19 protein-coding genes are annotated in these 16207 nt (G+C 35.7%); 3 read left to right on the top strand and 16 right to left on the bottom strand.

Annotated features, from left to right (window positions below):
- The first annotated feature begins 2 nt into the window (after window positions 1-2).
- Entirely contained in the window at window positions 3-1199 is a 1197-nt protein-coding gene (locus ACQ33O_RS02125) for an S-adenosylmethionine:tRNA ribosyltransferase-isomerase (protein ID WP_430993900.1), read from the top strand.
- Between the two features lie 120 nt (window positions 1200-1319).
- The gene (locus tag ACQ33O_RS02120; protein ID WP_430993899.1) at window positions 1320-2552 is read left to right on the top strand and encodes a sensor histidine kinase; all 1233 of its coding nucleotides are present in this window, start codon (window positions 1320-1322) and stop codon (window positions 2550-2552) included.
- 18 nt (window positions 2553-2570) lie between these two features.
- Here the strand turns inward: ACQ33O_RS02120 and ACQ33O_RS02115 are convergent, their stop codons facing one another.
- The 3 genes from ACQ33O_RS02115 to ACQ33O_RS02105 form a co-directional block, all read right to left on the bottom strand.
- A complete protein-coding gene (locus ACQ33O_RS02115) occupies window positions 2571-3182 on the bottom strand; it encodes a L,D-transpeptidase family protein (protein ID WP_430993898.1) in 612 nt (203 codons plus the stop codon).
- Between the two features lie 101 nt (window positions 3183-3283).
- Entirely contained in the window at window positions 3284-4132 is an 849-nt protein-coding gene (locus ACQ33O_RS02110; RefSeq protein WP_430993897.1) for a DUF6089 family protein, read from the bottom strand.
- Between the two features lie 159 nt (window positions 4133-4291).
- On the bottom strand, window positions 4292-4504 hold the full coding sequence (locus tag ACQ33O_RS02105; RefSeq protein ID WP_430993896.1) for a hypothetical protein: 213 nt from the start codon (window positions 4502-4504) through the stop codon (window positions 4292-4294).
- 2 nt (window positions 4505-4506) lie between these two features.
- Here ACQ33O_RS02105 and ACQ33O_RS02100 point away from each other — a divergent pair, with 2 nt between their 5' ends.
- Window positions 4507-5157, top strand: coding sequence for a DUF3575 domain-containing protein (locus tag ACQ33O_RS02100; RefSeq protein WP_430993895.1), 651 nt, complete (start codon window positions 4507-4509; stop codon window positions 5155-5157).
- A 44-nt stretch (window positions 5158-5201) separates the two neighbouring features.
- Here ACQ33O_RS02100 and ACQ33O_RS02095 read toward each other — a convergent pair whose 3' ends face one another.
- The 13 genes from ACQ33O_RS02095 to murA all read right to left on the bottom strand — a co-directional run bounded on the left by ACQ33O_RS02095 (window position 5202) and on the right by murA (window position 16119).
- Entirely contained in the window at window positions 5202-6080 is an 879-nt protein-coding gene (locus tag ACQ33O_RS02095) for an NAD kinase (RefSeq protein ID WP_430993894.1), read from the bottom strand.
- Window positions 6081-6144: 64 nt separating this feature from the next.
- Window positions 6145-7593, bottom strand: coding sequence for a POTRA domain-containing protein (locus tag ACQ33O_RS02090; RefSeq protein ID WP_430993893.1), 1449 nt, complete (start codon window positions 7591-7593; stop codon window positions 6145-6147).
- Window positions 7594-7654: 61 nt separating this feature from the next.
- On the bottom strand, window positions 7655-8317 hold the full coding sequence (locus ACQ33O_RS02085) for a CBS domain-containing protein (RefSeq protein WP_430993892.1): 663 nt from the start codon (window positions 8315-8317) through the stop codon (window positions 7655-7657).
- An 81-nt stretch (window positions 8318-8398) separates the two neighbouring features.
- Window positions 8399-9154, bottom strand: coding sequence for an alpha/beta fold hydrolase (locus ACQ33O_RS02080; protein ID WP_430993891.1), 756 nt, complete (start codon window positions 9152-9154; stop codon window positions 8399-8401).
- Between the two features lie 95 nt (window positions 9155-9249).
- Window positions 9250-9783 (bottom strand): CvpA family protein, encoded by a 534-nt coding sequence (locus ACQ33O_RS02075; RefSeq protein ID WP_430993890.1) that lies wholly within the window; start codon window positions 9781-9783, stop codon window positions 9250-9252.
- A gap of 10 nt (window positions 9784-9793) precedes the next feature.
- Window positions 9794-10246, bottom strand: a complete 453-nt coding sequence (locus ACQ33O_RS02070) for a GatB/YqeY domain-containing protein (RefSeq protein WP_430993889.1) — start codon at window positions 10244-10246, stop codon at window positions 9794-9796.
- Window positions 10247-10363: 117 nt separating this feature from the next.
- Window positions 10364-10708 (bottom strand): gliding motility protein GldC, encoded by a 345-nt coding sequence (gene gldC, locus ACQ33O_RS02065; protein WP_430993888.1) that lies wholly within the window; start codon window positions 10706-10708, stop codon window positions 10364-10366.
- 36 nt (window positions 10709-10744) lie between these two features.
- Window positions 10745-11806 (bottom strand): glycosyltransferase, encoded by a 1062-nt coding sequence (locus ACQ33O_RS02060; protein WP_430993887.1) that lies wholly within the window; start codon window positions 11804-11806, stop codon window positions 10745-10747.
- A 13-nt stretch (window positions 11807-11819) separates the two neighbouring features.
- Entirely contained in the window at window positions 11820-13097 is a 1278-nt protein-coding gene (locus ACQ33O_RS02055; RefSeq protein WP_430993886.1) for a hemolysin family protein, read from the bottom strand.
- 26 nt (window positions 13098-13123) lie between these two features.
- A complete protein-coding gene (gene gmk, locus ACQ33O_RS02050; protein WP_430993885.1) occupies window positions 13124-13696 on the bottom strand; it encodes a guanylate kinase in 573 nt (190 codons plus the stop codon).
- 21 nt (window positions 13697-13717) lie between these two features.
- Entirely contained in the window at window positions 13718-14323 is a 606-nt protein-coding gene (locus ACQ33O_RS02045; RefSeq protein ID WP_430993884.1) for a GNAT family N-acetyltransferase, read from the bottom strand.
- Window positions 14324-14391: 68 nt separating this feature from the next.
- A complete protein-coding gene (locus tag ACQ33O_RS02040; RefSeq protein ID WP_430993883.1) occupies window positions 14392-14778 on the bottom strand; it encodes a hypothetical protein in 387 nt (128 codons plus the stop codon).
- Window positions 14779-14814: 36 nt separating this feature from the next.
- Entirely contained in the window at window positions 14815-16119 is a 1305-nt protein-coding gene (gene murA, locus ACQ33O_RS02035; RefSeq protein ID WP_430993882.1) for a UDP-N-acetylglucosamine 1-carboxyvinyltransferase, read from the bottom strand.
- Window positions 16120-16207 lie beyond the last annotated feature (88 nt).

Genomic DNA, 16207 nt, shown 5'->3' with positions numbered 1-16207 from the left:
ACATGCATCCTCAACAAATTTCTATAGAAGCATATACTTATCTGTTGCCACAGGATAGAATTGCGGCGCATCCGTTACCGGAAAGAGATGCATCCAAACTATTGATCTATAAAAATGGATTGATAGAAGAAGATGTTTATAAAAATATTGCACAACATCTTCCGGAAAAAAGTTTGCTTGTTTTTAATAATACCAAAGTGATCAATGCAAGAGTATTGTTTACTAAGCCCACCGGAGGTATTGTAGAAATATTTTTATTAGAACCATGGCAAACAGATTATACAACGGCATTAACAGCAACAGCAACCACTCGGTGGAAATGTTTTATTGGTGGGGTGAGTAAATGGAAAGAACAATATCTTGAATTACAAATTGCAGATTGCAAATTGCAGATTGAACTGAAGGAAAAATTGAATGATGCTTACGTGGTAGAATTTAATTGGGATGGGGGAGCAACATTTGCGGAGCTTATTGAAAAGGCAGGAAAAATTCCTTTACCGCCATATATCAAAAGAGATACGGATATAGAAGATGCGGAAAGATATCAAACGGTATATGCCAAATATGATGGATCGGTAGCAGCACCTACAGCCGGATTGCATTTTACTGAAAATATATTTTCATCATTTAACGAAAAAAATATTTCAAAAGTATATGTTACGCTTCATGTTGGGGCCGGTACTTTTAAACCGGTAAAAGCGGCAATAATGCAGGAGCATGAAATGCATACGGAGTGGATAGATGTGTCTGTTCAAACCATCGAAAACATTTTGGCCAATATCGACAACACGATTATTGCAGTGGGTACTACATCTTTGCGTACGATAGAAAGCTTGTATTGGTTAGGGGTGAAAGCAATACTCGAGCCCGGTGCATCTGTTTTGCAACTAACACAATGGGAAGTATATGATGAATTGAATAAAAATGTATCTGTTGAAGATTCTTTAAAAGCCTTGTTACTTTGGATGAACAAAAAGCATATATCCAATCTTTTTACATCTACTCAAATACTGATAGCCCCCGGCTATCAATTCAAAATTGCCAAGGCTATAGTAACCAATTTTCACCAGCCTAATTCTACCTTACTTTTACTCGTAGCTGCCGCAGTGGGTAAGGATTGGGAAAGGATATACCAGTATGCATTAGACAACGATTTCAGGTTCTTAAGTTATGGCGATGGCAGTCTTCTTTTTATTTGAGCCTCAACTCTTTTTTGTTAATATAGTTATATATAACAATTTTTCTTCTATTTAATTCGTTATAATACGTAAATCCAATGGATTTGTTTTTTCGTTTATACTAATCCTAAACTATTACAGATGAAGATTGCGTCTTACCCTATTCCTGCAAATGAGGCCGGTCGCTTAAAAGCCTTATATCAATACGAACTGTTAGATACATTTTCTGAAAAAGAATATGACTTCATTACCAAGATGGCATCGCAGATATGCAACACACCTGCATCGCTGATCACTTTGATCGATGAGAACAGGCAGTTTGTGAAATCGTTTTTTGGGTTCGAATTAAGAGAAACACCAAGAGAGATATCTTTTTGTAATTATACCATTCTTGATCCGCACAATGTAAATGTTGTTCCCGACTTACGGTTAGATGATCGTTACAACACAAACCCATTGGTTACCGGAGAACCGAATGCAGTTTTTTATGCAGGAGCACCTTTGGTAACACCACAAGGGTTTGTGCTAGGTTCTATTTGTGTATTAGGAGCAGAAAGAAAAGAATTGACAGAGGAACAAAAAGAAGCATTAAAAGCATTGGCTCAGCAAACCATTACAACAATGGAATTGAGAAAAAAGAATAAAGATCTTAAAACAGCAAAAGAGAAACTTAAAAAAGTCAATCATAAATTGAATGAGTATGTAAAGATCGTATCGCATGATATGAAAACACCGTTGGCAAATATCACGATGCTTTCAAAAGGTTTCAGAAGAAATTTTAAAGAAGTATTGAATGAACACTCTGAAGCATACATTGAATTGATAGAGAACAGTGCATCCGGATTGATTGATTTTATCAACGACATGTTTGCAAAAACAAAAAAGAAATCACACGATATCGATGAAAACAAAAAAGTTGACACATTAAGTATTTTAAAGAAAGTGATAACACTGGTTGCACCCACAGAAGATATAAAGATCAATATTAAAGGAAGTTTTCCTACTATGCCAATAGATGAGATAGCATTGCAACAGGTGTTTCAAAATTTGATAACCAATGCAATTAAGTACAATGATAAGCCCAAGGGAATTATTGAAATTATTGCTGACTCCGATCATCGCTATCATTACTTTCATATATCTGATAACGGATCAGGAATAGCTTCAAACGATCTGAATAAAATATTCAACGATCAGCAAACACTTGATAAGACCGACCGCTACGGCAACAAAGGAACCGGTATTGGTCTTGCTAAAGTGAAAAACATTGTAGAATCATTTGGTGGTAATATCAGCGTTGCTTCTGAACTAAGTAAAGGCACAGCTTTTAAAGTTTGTATTCCGCTATATGATAACCTGTCGGTTGCAATGTAACAATGTGAATGGTAAATTTTACGGCTGAATAGTAACGGGAGTGCCAACAGGGATATAACTATATAGATCTTTCATTTCTGTGTATTTTACAGAAACGCAACCATCGGTCCAATTGTAATAATTATCAACGGTCCATTCTTCTTCCGGTCTTGTAGCATGTATAGCAATACCGCTACCAATTCTGGCATTTTTTGGAATTACTCCTTTTGCTTTTCTTTCATTGAATTTTTGAATATTGGTAGGGTTTGGATAATCGAGTAATAACTCCGGTCCCCATTTATTGTGGATCTTTTTTAATATCACTTTGTAGTTTCCTTCAGGTGTTTTTTTATCACCTTCTTTCATTTTATCACCAAGGTCTTTGCCACCAAAAACCACCGGATAAGTAGCATACCAACCTTCGTCGTCATATACTTTCAATTCGTAATCACTTTTATCGACAATAATGTAGTAAGGATTTTCAACACTATCTTCTACCGCAGGTGCAGGTTTTGGTTGGGGTTTAGACACAAGCTTAGTTGTGACAGCTTTCTTAACGGTACGTTTCTTTTTTTTCTTTGGAGGAACAAAAGCAAGTAAAGAGATACAGATCAAGAATAAGATGGGTTTTGCAAACCAGGTGTTTTTCATTTTATATCGAACAAATTTTAATAGTATATTTCAAACTTCGTGCCACCAAAAATACAGCTAATTTTTTTTCGATAAGTCTATGTTAAAATCTTCTGAAAAAATTAATAGCTGTTAGGACAGCGATAGCTTTTGATATTAAAAGAAATGCCTATTTCAGCAATCATATACTGATCTTTTTGTTTACTCCAGCCTCTTTGTCTGCCCTCAACACCAATGGCTGTGGGCTGTACCTCAAGGCTTCTATCTTGTAATTGAGTAGCGGTAGGTTCTCCGCCAAATTTGTCGGCACCAACATAAGTAGTACTTACATCATCCAGATAATCAGTTAGTGTTAACCGTTGTCCTATCTGAAAAGATAAATTTAGATTTTTGCTTACGTTGTACTTCACACCAATACCAAAAGGCATACAAACGGCTGTTTTTTTATAAGGTTTGCGTTTTTTGCCGGATGCATCTGCATAGCCGATGTTTTGTCCTTCGGTACCAAGGTCATGTAAATATATTTTGTCGCCATTCAATTCAGTATACGGATTAAAACCAAATACACCTAGGCCAAATGTAATGTATGGAGTGAAGGGGTATGACGGATCGCCGGGTACATATTTATAGAAGTTAAAATCACCATGTATGGCTGCTTCCCAAACTTTGGTTTGAAAACTAAGGTTCCTTGCCTGTTGAAATGGAGCTTTGCTGTCGGCATCGCTAAAGCCAAGTTCCGTATAATGTCCACTGATACGAAGCCCTAAGTAATTGGTAAACTGTTTACGATAAAATATCCCGAAGGCAGGTTTAATATTTTTTATCGAAGACCTTGGATTAAGGTCGCCGAAGTATTGGGAGGCACCAATAGTGAAGCCAATATCTCCCTTTTGCTGAATACTTTCATTCTGAGCAAAAACGGATGGAAAGAGGGCGCCGGTAAAAAGAATAGAAAAAACCGCTTTTTTCATGTTTGCAAAATAAAGCATTGTTTCTTTAAAACGGTGCAAATGGGGTTTTGTTATGCTAAAAAAAATATAAATATGAACTAATACGGTCTCTTAAAACCATTTTTAGACAGCTTATTACTTATGATGGGATAGAAGAAAAAGCACCCTATATACTTATTGTTAAAAATAATTTTCACGTGATGCAACTTTGCCTTCATTTTGTACGACTTGCAAACTAGTATGCGTAAACATTACATCATAAAATGCAATCGGGTTGATATCGGCGTCAGCCACAGCATACGCAATACTATATTTACGATTACCACGCTGCCTCCTGCTGAATAGGTTCTTCTTATTGTAAAAGGAACGATTTTCTCTCATTTTAAACTTCACAAATGCATTTTACTAAAGTAGTTGTTACTATCATTTTATTCTCTATTTTTTGCTTAACTGCACAAGGGCAGGTGAAACTGTTTAGTTCTGATCTTCTGTTATCTGGATTGCATGGGAAACAGGGAGAAAAAATAACTAAAGAAGGTTTTGTTGTTAAAACAAATCTTCTAAATCTGATAATGAGATATCCGGCAATCTCAGTAGAGAAAATGTTCAATGAGAATAACAGCATTGAGTTATCTATTGTAAAAGGGAGAGCTAAGGATTTTATTTTTACTGATTATTACGAGTATCAAGGAGCACTTATAGCTTTAAGGCATTATTTCGATATTCCACGAACAAACAAAACGAACTTTTATGGCGGAGGGTATATGGGTTCATTTAAAAGAATTATTCAAACGACAGGTACAACATTTGGCAGTGGTGGATATTTGGGATATCCATCCAGAGATTTTGAAGGACATTCATTAAGAGTGGGTGGAAGTTTGGGTGCAGCCTATTTCTTTGGTAATAAGATTGTTATTGATGCTAAACTTGGGCTAGGGTATGGAGTTTATTATTCAACATTTGACAAGATTGCTTCAGAAAAAAATAATATAGGTCATTTAGATGCTCAAATATGGTTAAGTGTAGGATATAAATTTAAAAACTAAACGCAATTAATCTTTCATTTTGTATTTCTATTTAATTGACATTTTTAATTCCTCACATCTAACCCCCATGACAGCTTATTCCTCAGCGTTTGTAAAAAATTATTTTCATTCAAACGAATAAGGCTTATTTCGAAAGTTTCTTTTTTAACAGCAAGTTGTACTTCTTTAGGTACCACCATTCTTCTACTGTCGAGTGTACAGATGAAAGAATCTGTACGGCCTTCTACTTCAAAAGAAATGATATTATTATCGGGAACAACAATAGGACGAATATTTAAATTATGCGGTGCAACAGGAGTGATCACAAAACTACCACTGTCCGGGAAAACAATTGGTCCGTTACAACTTAATGAATAACCCGTAGAGCCGGTAGGAGTGGCAACAATTAAACCATCTGCCCAATAGGTATTTAAAAATTCGCCATTCAGATAAGTATGAATTTTTATCATTGACGAAGAATCTTTTTTCTGCAACGTAAATTCATTCAATGCATAAGGCATTCCATCAAACACAGGGATGTTGGCGTCTAAATGTATCAATGTTCTTTTATCCAATACATATGTTCTTTCAACCAACGCTTCAATGGCGGAATGCAATTCTTCTTTACCAATATTCGCCAAAAATCCTAAACGACCGTAGTTGATACCAAGTACAGGAATGGCTTTATCTTTTACCAATGTTACCGTATCCAATAAAGTTCCATCTCCACCCAAACTAATGATACAATCTATTGAATCATCCAGATCATCTGATGAACTAAAAGTGGAATACTTCCCTTTCATCTTTACCGATGAATAAAATTTATTGAAAAAATCCTGCGAAAAAACAGCTTCCACTTTATTGGCATCCAGCTCTTCTAAAAACGCTTCTATATCATGATGCTGATTATTTTCAATACCTCTGCTATAAATGGCTATTCTCATTATAAACGATTTAATATGACCACAGGGCACTATCTGCCTTAGATGTCTATGTGGTTAATTGAATTTAGAATCCCGTTTGAAAACGTAAAAATAACCCGTTTTCGCCTAATTGGTTAAAACTATATTCAAGCTTCAGGCTCGAATCATATACTGTCAGTACATCGATTCCAAACCCACCGGTGTATAAGAACCTCTTATTAAAGTAGGTGTCGTACTGTAATTTGTTGTAAACATAACCGATATCGCTATACGTTTTTGCAAAAATAGTAACCGGTATTTTGTTAAATGTTTTCGATTTTATCGGCAGGTTTATTTTGAATGATACAATTTTCTTCTTCAATGTATTTTTTGCCAATGCATACACAACGCCGTCCACCACATAGTTTTCCATACCTCTTAAAAAAACTTCACCATAACCCAATGCTCTTTGATTGATAAATGCCTGTTCAAAAGGTAATTTTATTTTGGCAGCAGATAAAAGACTGAGGTACCAGCCTCTACGTAGGTGTATGTATTTGCTGGCACCTGCCTCAAATTGCAGTAGGTTAACTCCTCCATTAAACCCGAAGCCTCTTTTAACAACGGTAGCAAAATAATTATCACCAATAAGCGGATAAGCAATATTGTCAACATCAACATATTGATAAGCAAAAGAGAAATCGAAAAGGTGTTGTCTTGCAGCCGTACTATTGAAAAAGTTTGGATTATATTTTGTTGGGATAGAATCGGGAACAGCAAGATTAGAATAGGTAATGCCAAGTGAGTATCTATTCTTTACTCCTTGTCTTTTTATATAAACTGCACTCAATAACCACAGTTTGTTGATGAATCCCCCGGGACGGAATACAAGCAGTTTATTGTTGTAGGAAGTTCTAAAAGCCAATTCTCTTGTTTGTACAAAACCTGAACTGATCGAGAATCCTTCAGTAAGTGCTTTGTTGCTATAAGGCTGTGTATAAGAAAAACTTAGTGAACGGGAAAAGCCATTCAGTGCTGTAAGTCTGAGCTGATCTCTTCTTCCGGTTAAATTATAATGAACAAACTTTATCCCGTAATTTACTCTTTCCAGATCGGCATCATGGTTATTGATCCAATCACTAATACTTCTATCTACCAGTTGAAATTGCGGAAGAGGAAAAATATACCATCGTTCCTTTACTTCTGTCGTAATATCTATCTGGTCGTTCGATAAAGTATCAACCTTTACCGTTACTTCATTAAATAAGGTAGTGTTGTAAACAAATCTACGGGCATCATCTATTCTTTTTTTAAGTAAAACAACAGGAATGGAGTCGCCTTCCTTTATCTGCATTTCTCTGCTGATGATGTAGCTCTTTGTTTTTTTATTCCCTGTAACAAATATTTTTCTGACCTGGATCTTTTTTATTAGTGTATCAAGTTCTGTAGCATCGGGAGTAATAGCATTGGAGATGAGTTGACTGCTTGCTTTTGAAGCAATACAAACAAAAACGATGGTAATAGAAAACCGAAATATTTTTTTGATAAAACTCATTAAGCCAATCCTTCCTTTTTTGAACGATTGTAAAAGTAGCTGTTTTATTGCCGAGTTGAAGTTAAATGTCCAGATATGTCATTAAATGTTGATAGTTGCTTTCTATTTCCTGTCCGAAGCTTTCGTTACCGAAAGTAAAAGCGACATCATATTCATATCTTTCAAAAGAAGCGATGATGGCTGCGATCTCTTTTTTGTTGAGATGCAAGGTTACCGTCAGTTTGCCTGTTTCAGGATCAACAGTGGTATTAAGGTGCAAAATAGTAGCATCATTGCTTTCAACAATTCTGCTGATTTCGGAAATGGCAAATTGAGTACGTTCCATTTCCAGTACAATGATACCGCCAATTTCATTAGCTCCTGAAAAGTTGCCCAATGTTTTTAATAGATCGGCAGTTGTAATAACACCAATGAGTTCTGCCTCTTTGTTTACAATTGGCACAACTGTAGAATCTATTTTAATACTGTAATTAACTGCGTTTAAAAAATGTTCTTTATCGGTAATAGATGCGGTGATGAAATTTTCCTGCAAGGTTTCAATTGTCAATTTTGTGTCTTCAGCATCCAGCAGATCGTCTTCACTAATTAAACCGAGATATTTATCATCAGCAACAACAGGTAAGTGTGTAACTCTGAAATCATTGATCAGCTGCATAGCTTTACTAACACTATCCTGTAGTGTAAGTTGAGGAATATTATTATTTATGAGGTCAGCTGTAAGCATTTACTGTACTTGCTTTTAAGGTTTGTTTCAACCGATTTATTACTTAGACGTAAAAATCAACCAAAATGTTGTTTGGCACTATTATATTTTTGCTAAAAAATCCCCTAATATTCTGTTAAACTCATGAGGTACTTCCATCATGGGGGCGTGGCCGCACTTATCTATAAAGTGCAATTCGCTATTAGGAATCAACTTATTAAACTCTTTTCCAACAAATGGTGGAGTGATATTATCATTGGCTCCCCAAATTAAACAGGTTGGTTGTTTTATCTGGTTCAATTCTTCTCCAAGATTATTACGGATAGCGCTTTTTGCCAGTGCAATGATCTTAATTGCTTTCAAACGGTTGTTGGTAATTTCAAAAATTTCGTCCAATAATTCTTCCGTAACCATTTTAGGATCGTAAAAAGTTAGCTCTGCTTTTTTACGCATATACTCTTTATCTCCACGTTTAGGATACGAATCTCCCATACCATTTTCAAACAAACCCGAACTGCCGGTTAGTATGACTGATTTAATACAATCGGGATTTTTAAGTACATGCACTAAAGCAACATGCCCTCCTAAAGAATTACCAAGTAAGTTTATATTGTTGTAGTTACGATGCTCAATAAAATTCCTGACGAATTTTTGTAAGCCGCCGACCGAAGTATGTAAAAGATCAAGTTCTAAGAGTGGTAACATAGGTACCACTACCTTATGTGTTTTACTGAAATGATCAATAAGGTCCTTAAAATTACTTAATGCGCCAAAAAGCCCATGCAGCAACATGAGCGGCTCCCCATTACCCTCTTCAATAAATTTATATTTCCCGTCTTGTTTTATTTCGTAGCTCATTAGCAGTAACTATGTATAAGATACAGTATTTAACTATATGCTAAAATAATGAATCGGGCTAAAATTACATTAAATAAGATAACGCTTCGCACTTATTAAGAAATTTTGTTGGATACACCCGAAAAAAAACTTTCCAACTCGGCAAACATACCTTTAAATATCGGGATTACTCTACCGAATCCATCGAGTATTTTTGGAGCCCATGGCTTTACATATGGGTAGGTTTGTGAAGATTGTATGGTATTTGTTTCGATCAGATGAATTTTTTCTGCGTAAAACAGCAGAATACTAAAAATGATCGTATACAGTACTGCGTATAAAAGAATACCACCGATCCTGTTCACCCAACCAAGTAATGCCATTTGAACAGTTCTTTCAACCAACTTGGCTCCCAATCTCACCAAAAGAATAATACCGAGAAATACAACTGCAAAAGAAATAACAGGTAACCATTTACCCGATACAGAAGTATGATCTTGTAAATAACCGGCAACAACTGCGGAAAGTTTTACAGCTGCAGCAATACCGATTATAAATGCAGCAACAGAAAAAAGGGCAACAATTAGCCCTTTTTGATAGCCTTTAATAATTGCCATCACCATTAATATTGCAAACAGTATATCGATCAAACCTCAGCGTTTATTTGCTTAATAGTTCTTTTACAATATTACTGATGGTCTTTCCATCTGCCAGTCCGGCCAGTTGTTTACTTGCCACACCCATTACTTTGCCCATATCGGCAGGAGAGGCGGCCCCGGTTTCTGTAATGATCTTAGCCACTGCATCTTTAATTTCAGCTTCGCTTAATTGTTTAGGAAGAAATTTTTCTATTACAGCCATTTCTTCTTTTTCTTTTTCTGCAAGATCTGCTCTTCCTTGTTTTTCGAAGATATCTAAAGAATCTTTACGTTGCTTCATCATCTTTTGTAAAAACTTTTGTTCGGTAGCTTCATCAATCTCTCCTCCGGCTCCCGGTTCTGTTTTTGCTTTAATGATCTCTGCTTTGATGGCACGTAAACCACGTAATACGCCTTCGTTCTTACTTTTCATGGCTTCCTTCATCTCAGCCATTATTTTAAGTTCTAAACTCATTGTGTGTAGATTTATATATTGTTACTGAATAATTGAGCCTCAAGATACAAGCTGCAAGGGAAAAGCAAGATGCTTCAAAGTTTATACTTGTCACTTGAAGTTTGTGGCATGAAGCTTCTATTGTTGTTCCTTCATTTGTATCGCTCTGAATTTATCAAAAAATTCTTTCGCAAATTTTTTCATGTCTGCAGAAAGTTCTTCCTGCTTAGTAGCTCTTTTAAAAGTGTCTGCCATTGTCATCATCATCTGATAATAAAAATCCGCCATTTCATCCATCATCATATCTTTTGTCCAAAGGTCGATACGAAGTGCAGTTTTATCGGCTCCATCCCAAAAAGCCAAACACATTGCTTTTGCTTTTTGGACAGATTCTGCTGTGCTGCCTGTGGCATCCCAGGTTAATTGTTCGGGTACTTTATTGGCGTCTAAATGAACATCTATCGTTATTGTTGATTTATCCATAAATAATTTAATAATTGGGTTGCAAAGATAATCGGTTTATGCTTGCAATGTTGCTTCAAGCTGTAACATCAGGGTAGTTAGGGGCTTATTGGTATTAAGCAATTGCAGTTGTGCAGTTCCGTTCTCAATCAGTTCATTTCTAAGGGTTTCGTCTTTATAAATGAGGATCATATTTTTAGCGATATCATTTAAATTACCAACAGGACTATATAAAGCCGCCTTTCCGCAGATCTCTTTCGTCAGGTCGTTTTCGGTAGTGATAACCGGTACGCCGGATCGCAAATTTTGTAACAAAGAAAGATAACTACTATTGTCGTTAAAGTGAATACAACAATAGGCGGCTTTTGTTATTTCAGGTAGCATTGCCTCATCAAAGTTGATGAGCAGCACCTCATCTTTGTATTTATAATTCTTTAAACTTTTTAGGAAAGGTTCAGGCAAATGAGCTTTTTGGTAAGCAATAATCATTTGTAGATTACTCTTTTGCCATTTTTTAAAAATAGAAAATGCTTTTAAAAGTTGCACCAATTCTTCTTCGGTCTGATCTTCTTCAATAAATAAAAAATATTCTTTTTCGGCTGAATATTTTTTTAAAATGCTTTGTTTTTCTTTCCAATCAACCGGAGAAAATCTGCTGTCAGCTGAAGCATATACTAGGGCTACTTTTTCATCGGCAATTTTATATTGCGTCGTAAGCAAAGTTTTGAAGCTTTGTGAAGAAGTGATTATTTTTTTTGATTGATGAAGTGTTTCCGAAATATTTCTTTTAGTTCCTTTCGGCTGCATATTTATAAAGTGCAACTGTGGTATTGAAGTAGATGTTGTGTTGATGGTATTAATGTGTATTACCATATCTGCTTTGTGTTTTTTTAATAAAGCAGGTAGTTGTATACTATGCCACAGTTTTTCCGATATAACATTTACTGATGCTTTGGTAGATATCAGTGTTATATTTTTTGTTATTTCAAGTTCTTTATTTATAAAAAAAACAAATTGATGCTGAGGGTTAGCTTTTGCAAGCGCTATCAAGATTTGTTCAATATCATTGCCCGAATTGTTTTTTTTAGAAAAGCTTCTGGTATTAACGGCAATGTTCATCTGAGAGAAAAGTTTATTTTAAAACTTTCAGTTTAACCGTTTCAATTCTGGTGTCGCTGACACTTAAAATATCGAATTGATAATTGCCTACAGTGAAAGTTTCTTTTGCAGTAGGAATCTCATCTCTGTTTTGAATGATGAAGCCGCTGAGTGTTTCTGTTCCTTCACTGTCCGGAAATTCAAGGTCGTATTTTTCGGTAATGAAGTCGAGTTCTATTCTTCCGCTGAAAATAAATTCATTTACAGACAATTGTTTTTCTACAAATTCTTCCGTATCGTATTCATCGTTGATATCGCCGAAGATCTCTTCCAGCAAGTCTTCCATCGTTACAATGCCTGCTGTACCGCCAAATTCATCTATCACCCAGGCAATGCTTTTTCTTTCACGGCTGAATTTATTCATGAGGTCGGTTACATTCATACTTTCCGGAATGGTCGGTATTTTTAAAAGAATGTCTCTGATGCTGTTTGGATTTTTGAATATATCTAGTTGATGAACATAGCCTGCAATGGAATCAATATTTTTTTCATATACAACCAACTTGCTCAATCTTGTACTGATGAATTTGTTCTTCACAGTTTCAATATCCGTATTGATATCTACGCCTTCGATTTCTTTACGTGGCACCAGGCATTCACGAATTTTGATCTCACTTAATGATAAAGCATTTTCAAATAATTCTTTATTGATCTCTCCGGAGTCTTCTTCATCATGGCTTTTACTTTGATGAATAAAATGTTCCAGATCTATTTTAGAAAAAGCGTCTTTCTTTTCGTTGATCTTCACATTGAACAAATATTTTAATATCCATTCTGCAATATCAACAAAGAAAGTAGCAATGCCCGAAAATGCGGCGAAGAAGAAACTAACGATGTATGTAAGAAAACCATTGCTTAAAATACTGTCGTTCTTAGCTCTAAAGAATGCTTTAAAAATAAATTCGAAAAATAGTAAACAGAATGTAGAGATGATTGTTTCAACTACAAGTCGAACATAAGGATTGTTGGTGTTAAAGCCTTTCCAGAATTTGAGATCCCAAAAAGGAGCCATAAAGCTACTCCACAGCAATCCATAAACTACCAGTAAGATATTAAAGCCAACCAATGTGGTGCCGATGAAACGGGCAGGATGTTCTGCATATTCGCCCCATGTTTTACCGCTGAAAGTGCCTTGTTTTTTTCTTAATTCTATAGAAAGTTTATTGGCCGATACAAAAGCGATCTCTATACCGGAAAAAAATCCGATAAATATCAATGAAAGTAAAATTGCTAAAATGGTGATCCCTGCCATAAAACTGTTAGTACGAATGTAGTAAATTATAGAGAAATGAACTCTTTTACTATTGTTTCGGCTTCTGCACAGGCTCTTTGCAGTTGATCATTTACGATTGTTTTGTCGAAATGATTTTTGAAAGAGATCTCATATGTGGCCTTGTTTACCCTTGCATCTATTGCTACGGCATTTTCTGTGCCCCTGCTTTCCAATCGATTTCTTAATTCTTCTACCGAAGGTGGGTCAATAAAAATAGTTAATGCCGAATCTGGGTATTGTCTTTTAATATGAATGGCTCCTTTTACATCAATGTCTAAAACCGGTATTTTATTTTCTGCCCATATCTTTTCTAATTCACTCCTAAGTGTACCGTAATATTTACCCTGATATACCATTTCCCATTCTACAAATTCGTTGTTCTGTATTTTTTCATTGAATTTTTCTTCACTCATGAAATGGTAATCCACTCCATCTTTTTCAGCTCCTCTAGCTGCTCTTGTAGCCGCTGAAACAGAAAATGCCAGCTGCGGAAAGGTTTTCATTAAATGTCTGGTGATGGAAGTCTTGCCGGCACCGGATGGTGCTGTTATTATGATGATCTTGTTTGCTAATGCCATGTGCAAAGAAAAGAAAAAAAATCAATATGCTTTTTGCCGTAACATTTCTTTTACACTGCCAAACCATTCTTCTTTTAAGACACTGCATATAACGCTATCTCTTCTGCCTCCTTCATTATTTTGTAAATGTTTACGAATAATACCTTCGGTTACACAACCAATGGCTTTCATGGCGGCGATGGATTTTTCATTTCTTACGTCTGCTCTTAATTCAACTCTTTCAAGTTCCCATTGTTCAAATGCAAATTGAAAGATGAGGAATTTGCAATGTCTGTTCAAGCCGGTTTGTTGGAAATCTTTTCCATACCAGGTATACCCTAATTGAGTGGTTCTGATGTTCGGATGTTGTTGTATATCATAAAATCTTGTGCTGCCTGCATAACGGTTTGTTTGCTTGTCAAAAACAATGAATGGGTATTCTTTTTGATCGATCCTGTTTTGTATTGCATTTACTACATATTGTTCCATAGAAGCAACATCGTATGGAGCTTCACGGGAATATCTCCAGAGAGTAGGTTCTGCAATTACAAACGGAATGAAATGTTCTGCATCGCTTAATTCTAAAGGACGAAGGAGTACTCTTTCGTTTTCAAGAATGATATGTTGAGTGAAGATATTTTCGATCATATTTTTTTGATTCCAATTGCTTTTGTTTTGAAAACGAATTATATCTGTTAGCCGATGAGCGGTAAAAATTATTTAATTTTCTTAAGGTCATAGTTGTTGGATATGCCAGAGATTTTTAATGAAATTTTTAAACTATCGTTAGTTAATTTGTAAATTGATACATCATATCTATGAAAAAAATCTGACGCTGTCATGGCTGAAAATGGACGAGGATTTGAACTTACAAAATTCATCTCCATATTCTTATAATCTTTAGAAAATTTGTAATTAAAATTTATTACTTCTACTAATTTTTTATTATTCAATATCCAAAAATGGCCTGTTCTTTTGTCCTTATTGAAATAGAAACGAGCTGCATCACCTGCTATATCCTGAGATGATTCCCATACTCCTACAATTTTAGAATCAGGAGATAATGTACATGAACCAAGAGTAAGCATTACGCTAATCATCAATGCTGTAATTTTCATCGAATTTATTTCAGCTAAGTATTAAATACGTTTTATATCTGCACCCAAGGCTTGTAAACGAGCATCAATATTTTGATAACCTCTGTCTATCTGTTCAATATTTTGAATAACACTTTTGCCTTGTGCACTTAATGCTGCAATGAGCAACGCTACGCCGGCACGTATATCCGGACTGCTCATCGTAATGCCTCTTAATTGTTTTTCTCTTTCAAGGCCGATAACCACAGCACGGTGTGGATCGCAAAGGATAACTTGTGCCCCCATATCGATCAATTTATCTACAAAGAACAAACGACTCTCAAACATTTTTTGATGAATTAATACGCTGCCTTTAGCTTGTATGGCCGTTACTAAAACAATGCTTAACAAATCGGGAGTGAAGCCCGGCCATGGATGATCGTACATGGTTAATACACCGCCATCCATGTATTTATCTATCTCATATAATTCCTGCGATGGGATATAAATATCATCGCCTCTGAATTCCATTTTAATACCGAGTTGCTGAAACCTTTCAGGAATGATTCCCAAATGTTCGATACCTGCATTTTTAATGGTGATCTCACTTTGTGTCATAGCTGCAAGTCCGATGAAGCTACCTACTTCAATCATATCCGGTAACATGCTATGCTCTGTGCCACCCAAGCGATCTACTCCTTCAATGGTGAGCATATTACTTCCGACGCCGGAAATTTTTGCACCCATGCGATTCAACATCTTGCACAATTGCTGCAGGTATGGTTCGCATGCTGCGTTGTAAATAATTGTTTTGCCTTTTGCCATTACAGCTGCCATCAAAATATTGGCAGTACCTGTAACACTGGGTTCATCCAACTGCATAGTGCAGCCTTTCATTTCTTTAGCATTTAGTTGAAAAAAACCTTCTTCGCTTTCGTAATGAAAGGTTACACCGAGTTTTTCAAAACCAATGATGTGTGTGTCTAATCTTCTTCTGCCAATTTTATCGCCGCCGGGTTTAGGTATGTATGCTTCTTTAAAACGAGCTAACATAGGTCCGGCAAGCATTACAGAGCCACGTAGTCGACCACTTTTTTTATGGTATTCTTTACTGTGTAAAAAATCTACATCTACATCATCTGCCTGAAACACACAAACGTCTCTGCTTACACGATCGATCTTTACCCTCATCTCTCCCAATAATTCTATCAAAAGATTTACATCTATGATATCGGGAATATTTTTTATAGTAACTTTTTCAGGAGTTAATAATACTGCTGAAATAATTTGCAATGCTTCGTTTTTTGCGCCTTGTGGAGTTATTTCTCCGGAAAGTTTTTTACCGCCTCTTACTTCAAATGAGCTCATCGTTATGTTTTTATTACACGAATTTAAAACACGAATTACACGAATTTTAAGAAGATGTGCAAATAAATAAAATTAAAGCCTGATGAAT

The organism is Ferruginibacter sp. SUN002, from assembly GCF_050611725.1.
GTDB lineage: Bacteria > Bacteroidota > Bacteroidia > Chitinophagales > Chitinophagaceae > Ferruginibacter.
This window is presented reverse-complemented; position numbering and strand designations above follow the sequence as displayed.

Coding starts and splice junctions, on each gene's coding strand:
- ACQ33O_RS02125 (WP_430993900.1), top strand. CDS start 3: ATGCATCCTCAACAAATTTCTATAGAAGCATATACTTATCTGTTGCCA.
- ACQ33O_RS02120 (WP_430993899.1), top strand. CDS start 1,320: ATGAAGATTGCGTCTTACCCTATTCCTGCAAATGAGGCCGGTCGCTTA.
- ACQ33O_RS02115 (WP_430993898.1), bottom strand. CDS start 3,182: ATGAAAAACACCTGGTTTGCAAAACCCATCTTATTCTTGATCTGTATC.
- ACQ33O_RS02110 (WP_430993897.1), bottom strand. CDS start 4,132: ATGAAAAAAGCGGTTTTTTCTATTCTTTTTACCGGCGCCCTCTTTCCA.
- ACQ33O_RS02100 (WP_430993895.1), top strand. CDS start 4,507: ATGCATTTTACTAAAGTAGTTGTTACTATCATTTTATTCTCTATTTTT.
- ACQ33O_RS02095 (WP_430993894.1), bottom strand. CDS start 6,080: ATGAGAATAGCCATTTATAGCAGAGGTATTGAAAATAATCAGCATCAT.
- ACQ33O_RS02090 (WP_430993893.1), bottom strand. CDS start 7,593: ATGAGTTTTATCAAAAAAATATTTCGGTTTTCTATTACCATCGTTTTT.
- ACQ33O_RS02085 (WP_430993892.1), bottom strand. CDS start 8,317: ATGCTTACAGCTGACCTCATAAATAATAATATTCCTCAACTTACACTA.
- ACQ33O_RS02080 (WP_430993891.1), bottom strand. CDS start 9,154: ATGAGCTACGAAATAAAACAAGACGGGAAATATAAATTTATTGAAGAG.
- ACQ33O_RS02070 (WP_430993889.1), bottom strand. CDS start 10,246: ATGAGTTTAGAACTTAAAATAATGGCTGAGATGAAGGAAGCCATGAAA.
- gldC (WP_430993888.1), bottom strand. CDS start 10,708: ATGGATAAATCAACAATAACGATAGATGTTCATTTAGACGCCAATAAA.
- ACQ33O_RS02060 (WP_430993887.1), bottom strand. CDS start 11,806: ATGAACATTGCCGTTAATACCAGAAGCTTTTCTAAAAAAAACAATTCG.
- ACQ33O_RS02055 (WP_430993886.1), bottom strand. CDS start 13,097: ATGGCAGGGATCACCATTTTAGCAATTTTACTTTCATTGATATTTATC.
- gmk (WP_430993885.1), bottom strand. CDS start 13,696: ATGGCATTAGCAAACAAGATCATCATAATAACAGCACCATCCGGTGCC.
- ACQ33O_RS02045 (WP_430993884.1), bottom strand. CDS start 14,323: ATGATCGAAAATATCTTCACTCAACATATCATTCTTGAAAACGAAAGA.
- murA (WP_430993882.1), bottom strand. CDS start 16,119: ATGAGCTCATTTGAAGTAAGAGGCGGTAAAAAACTTTCCGGAGAAATA.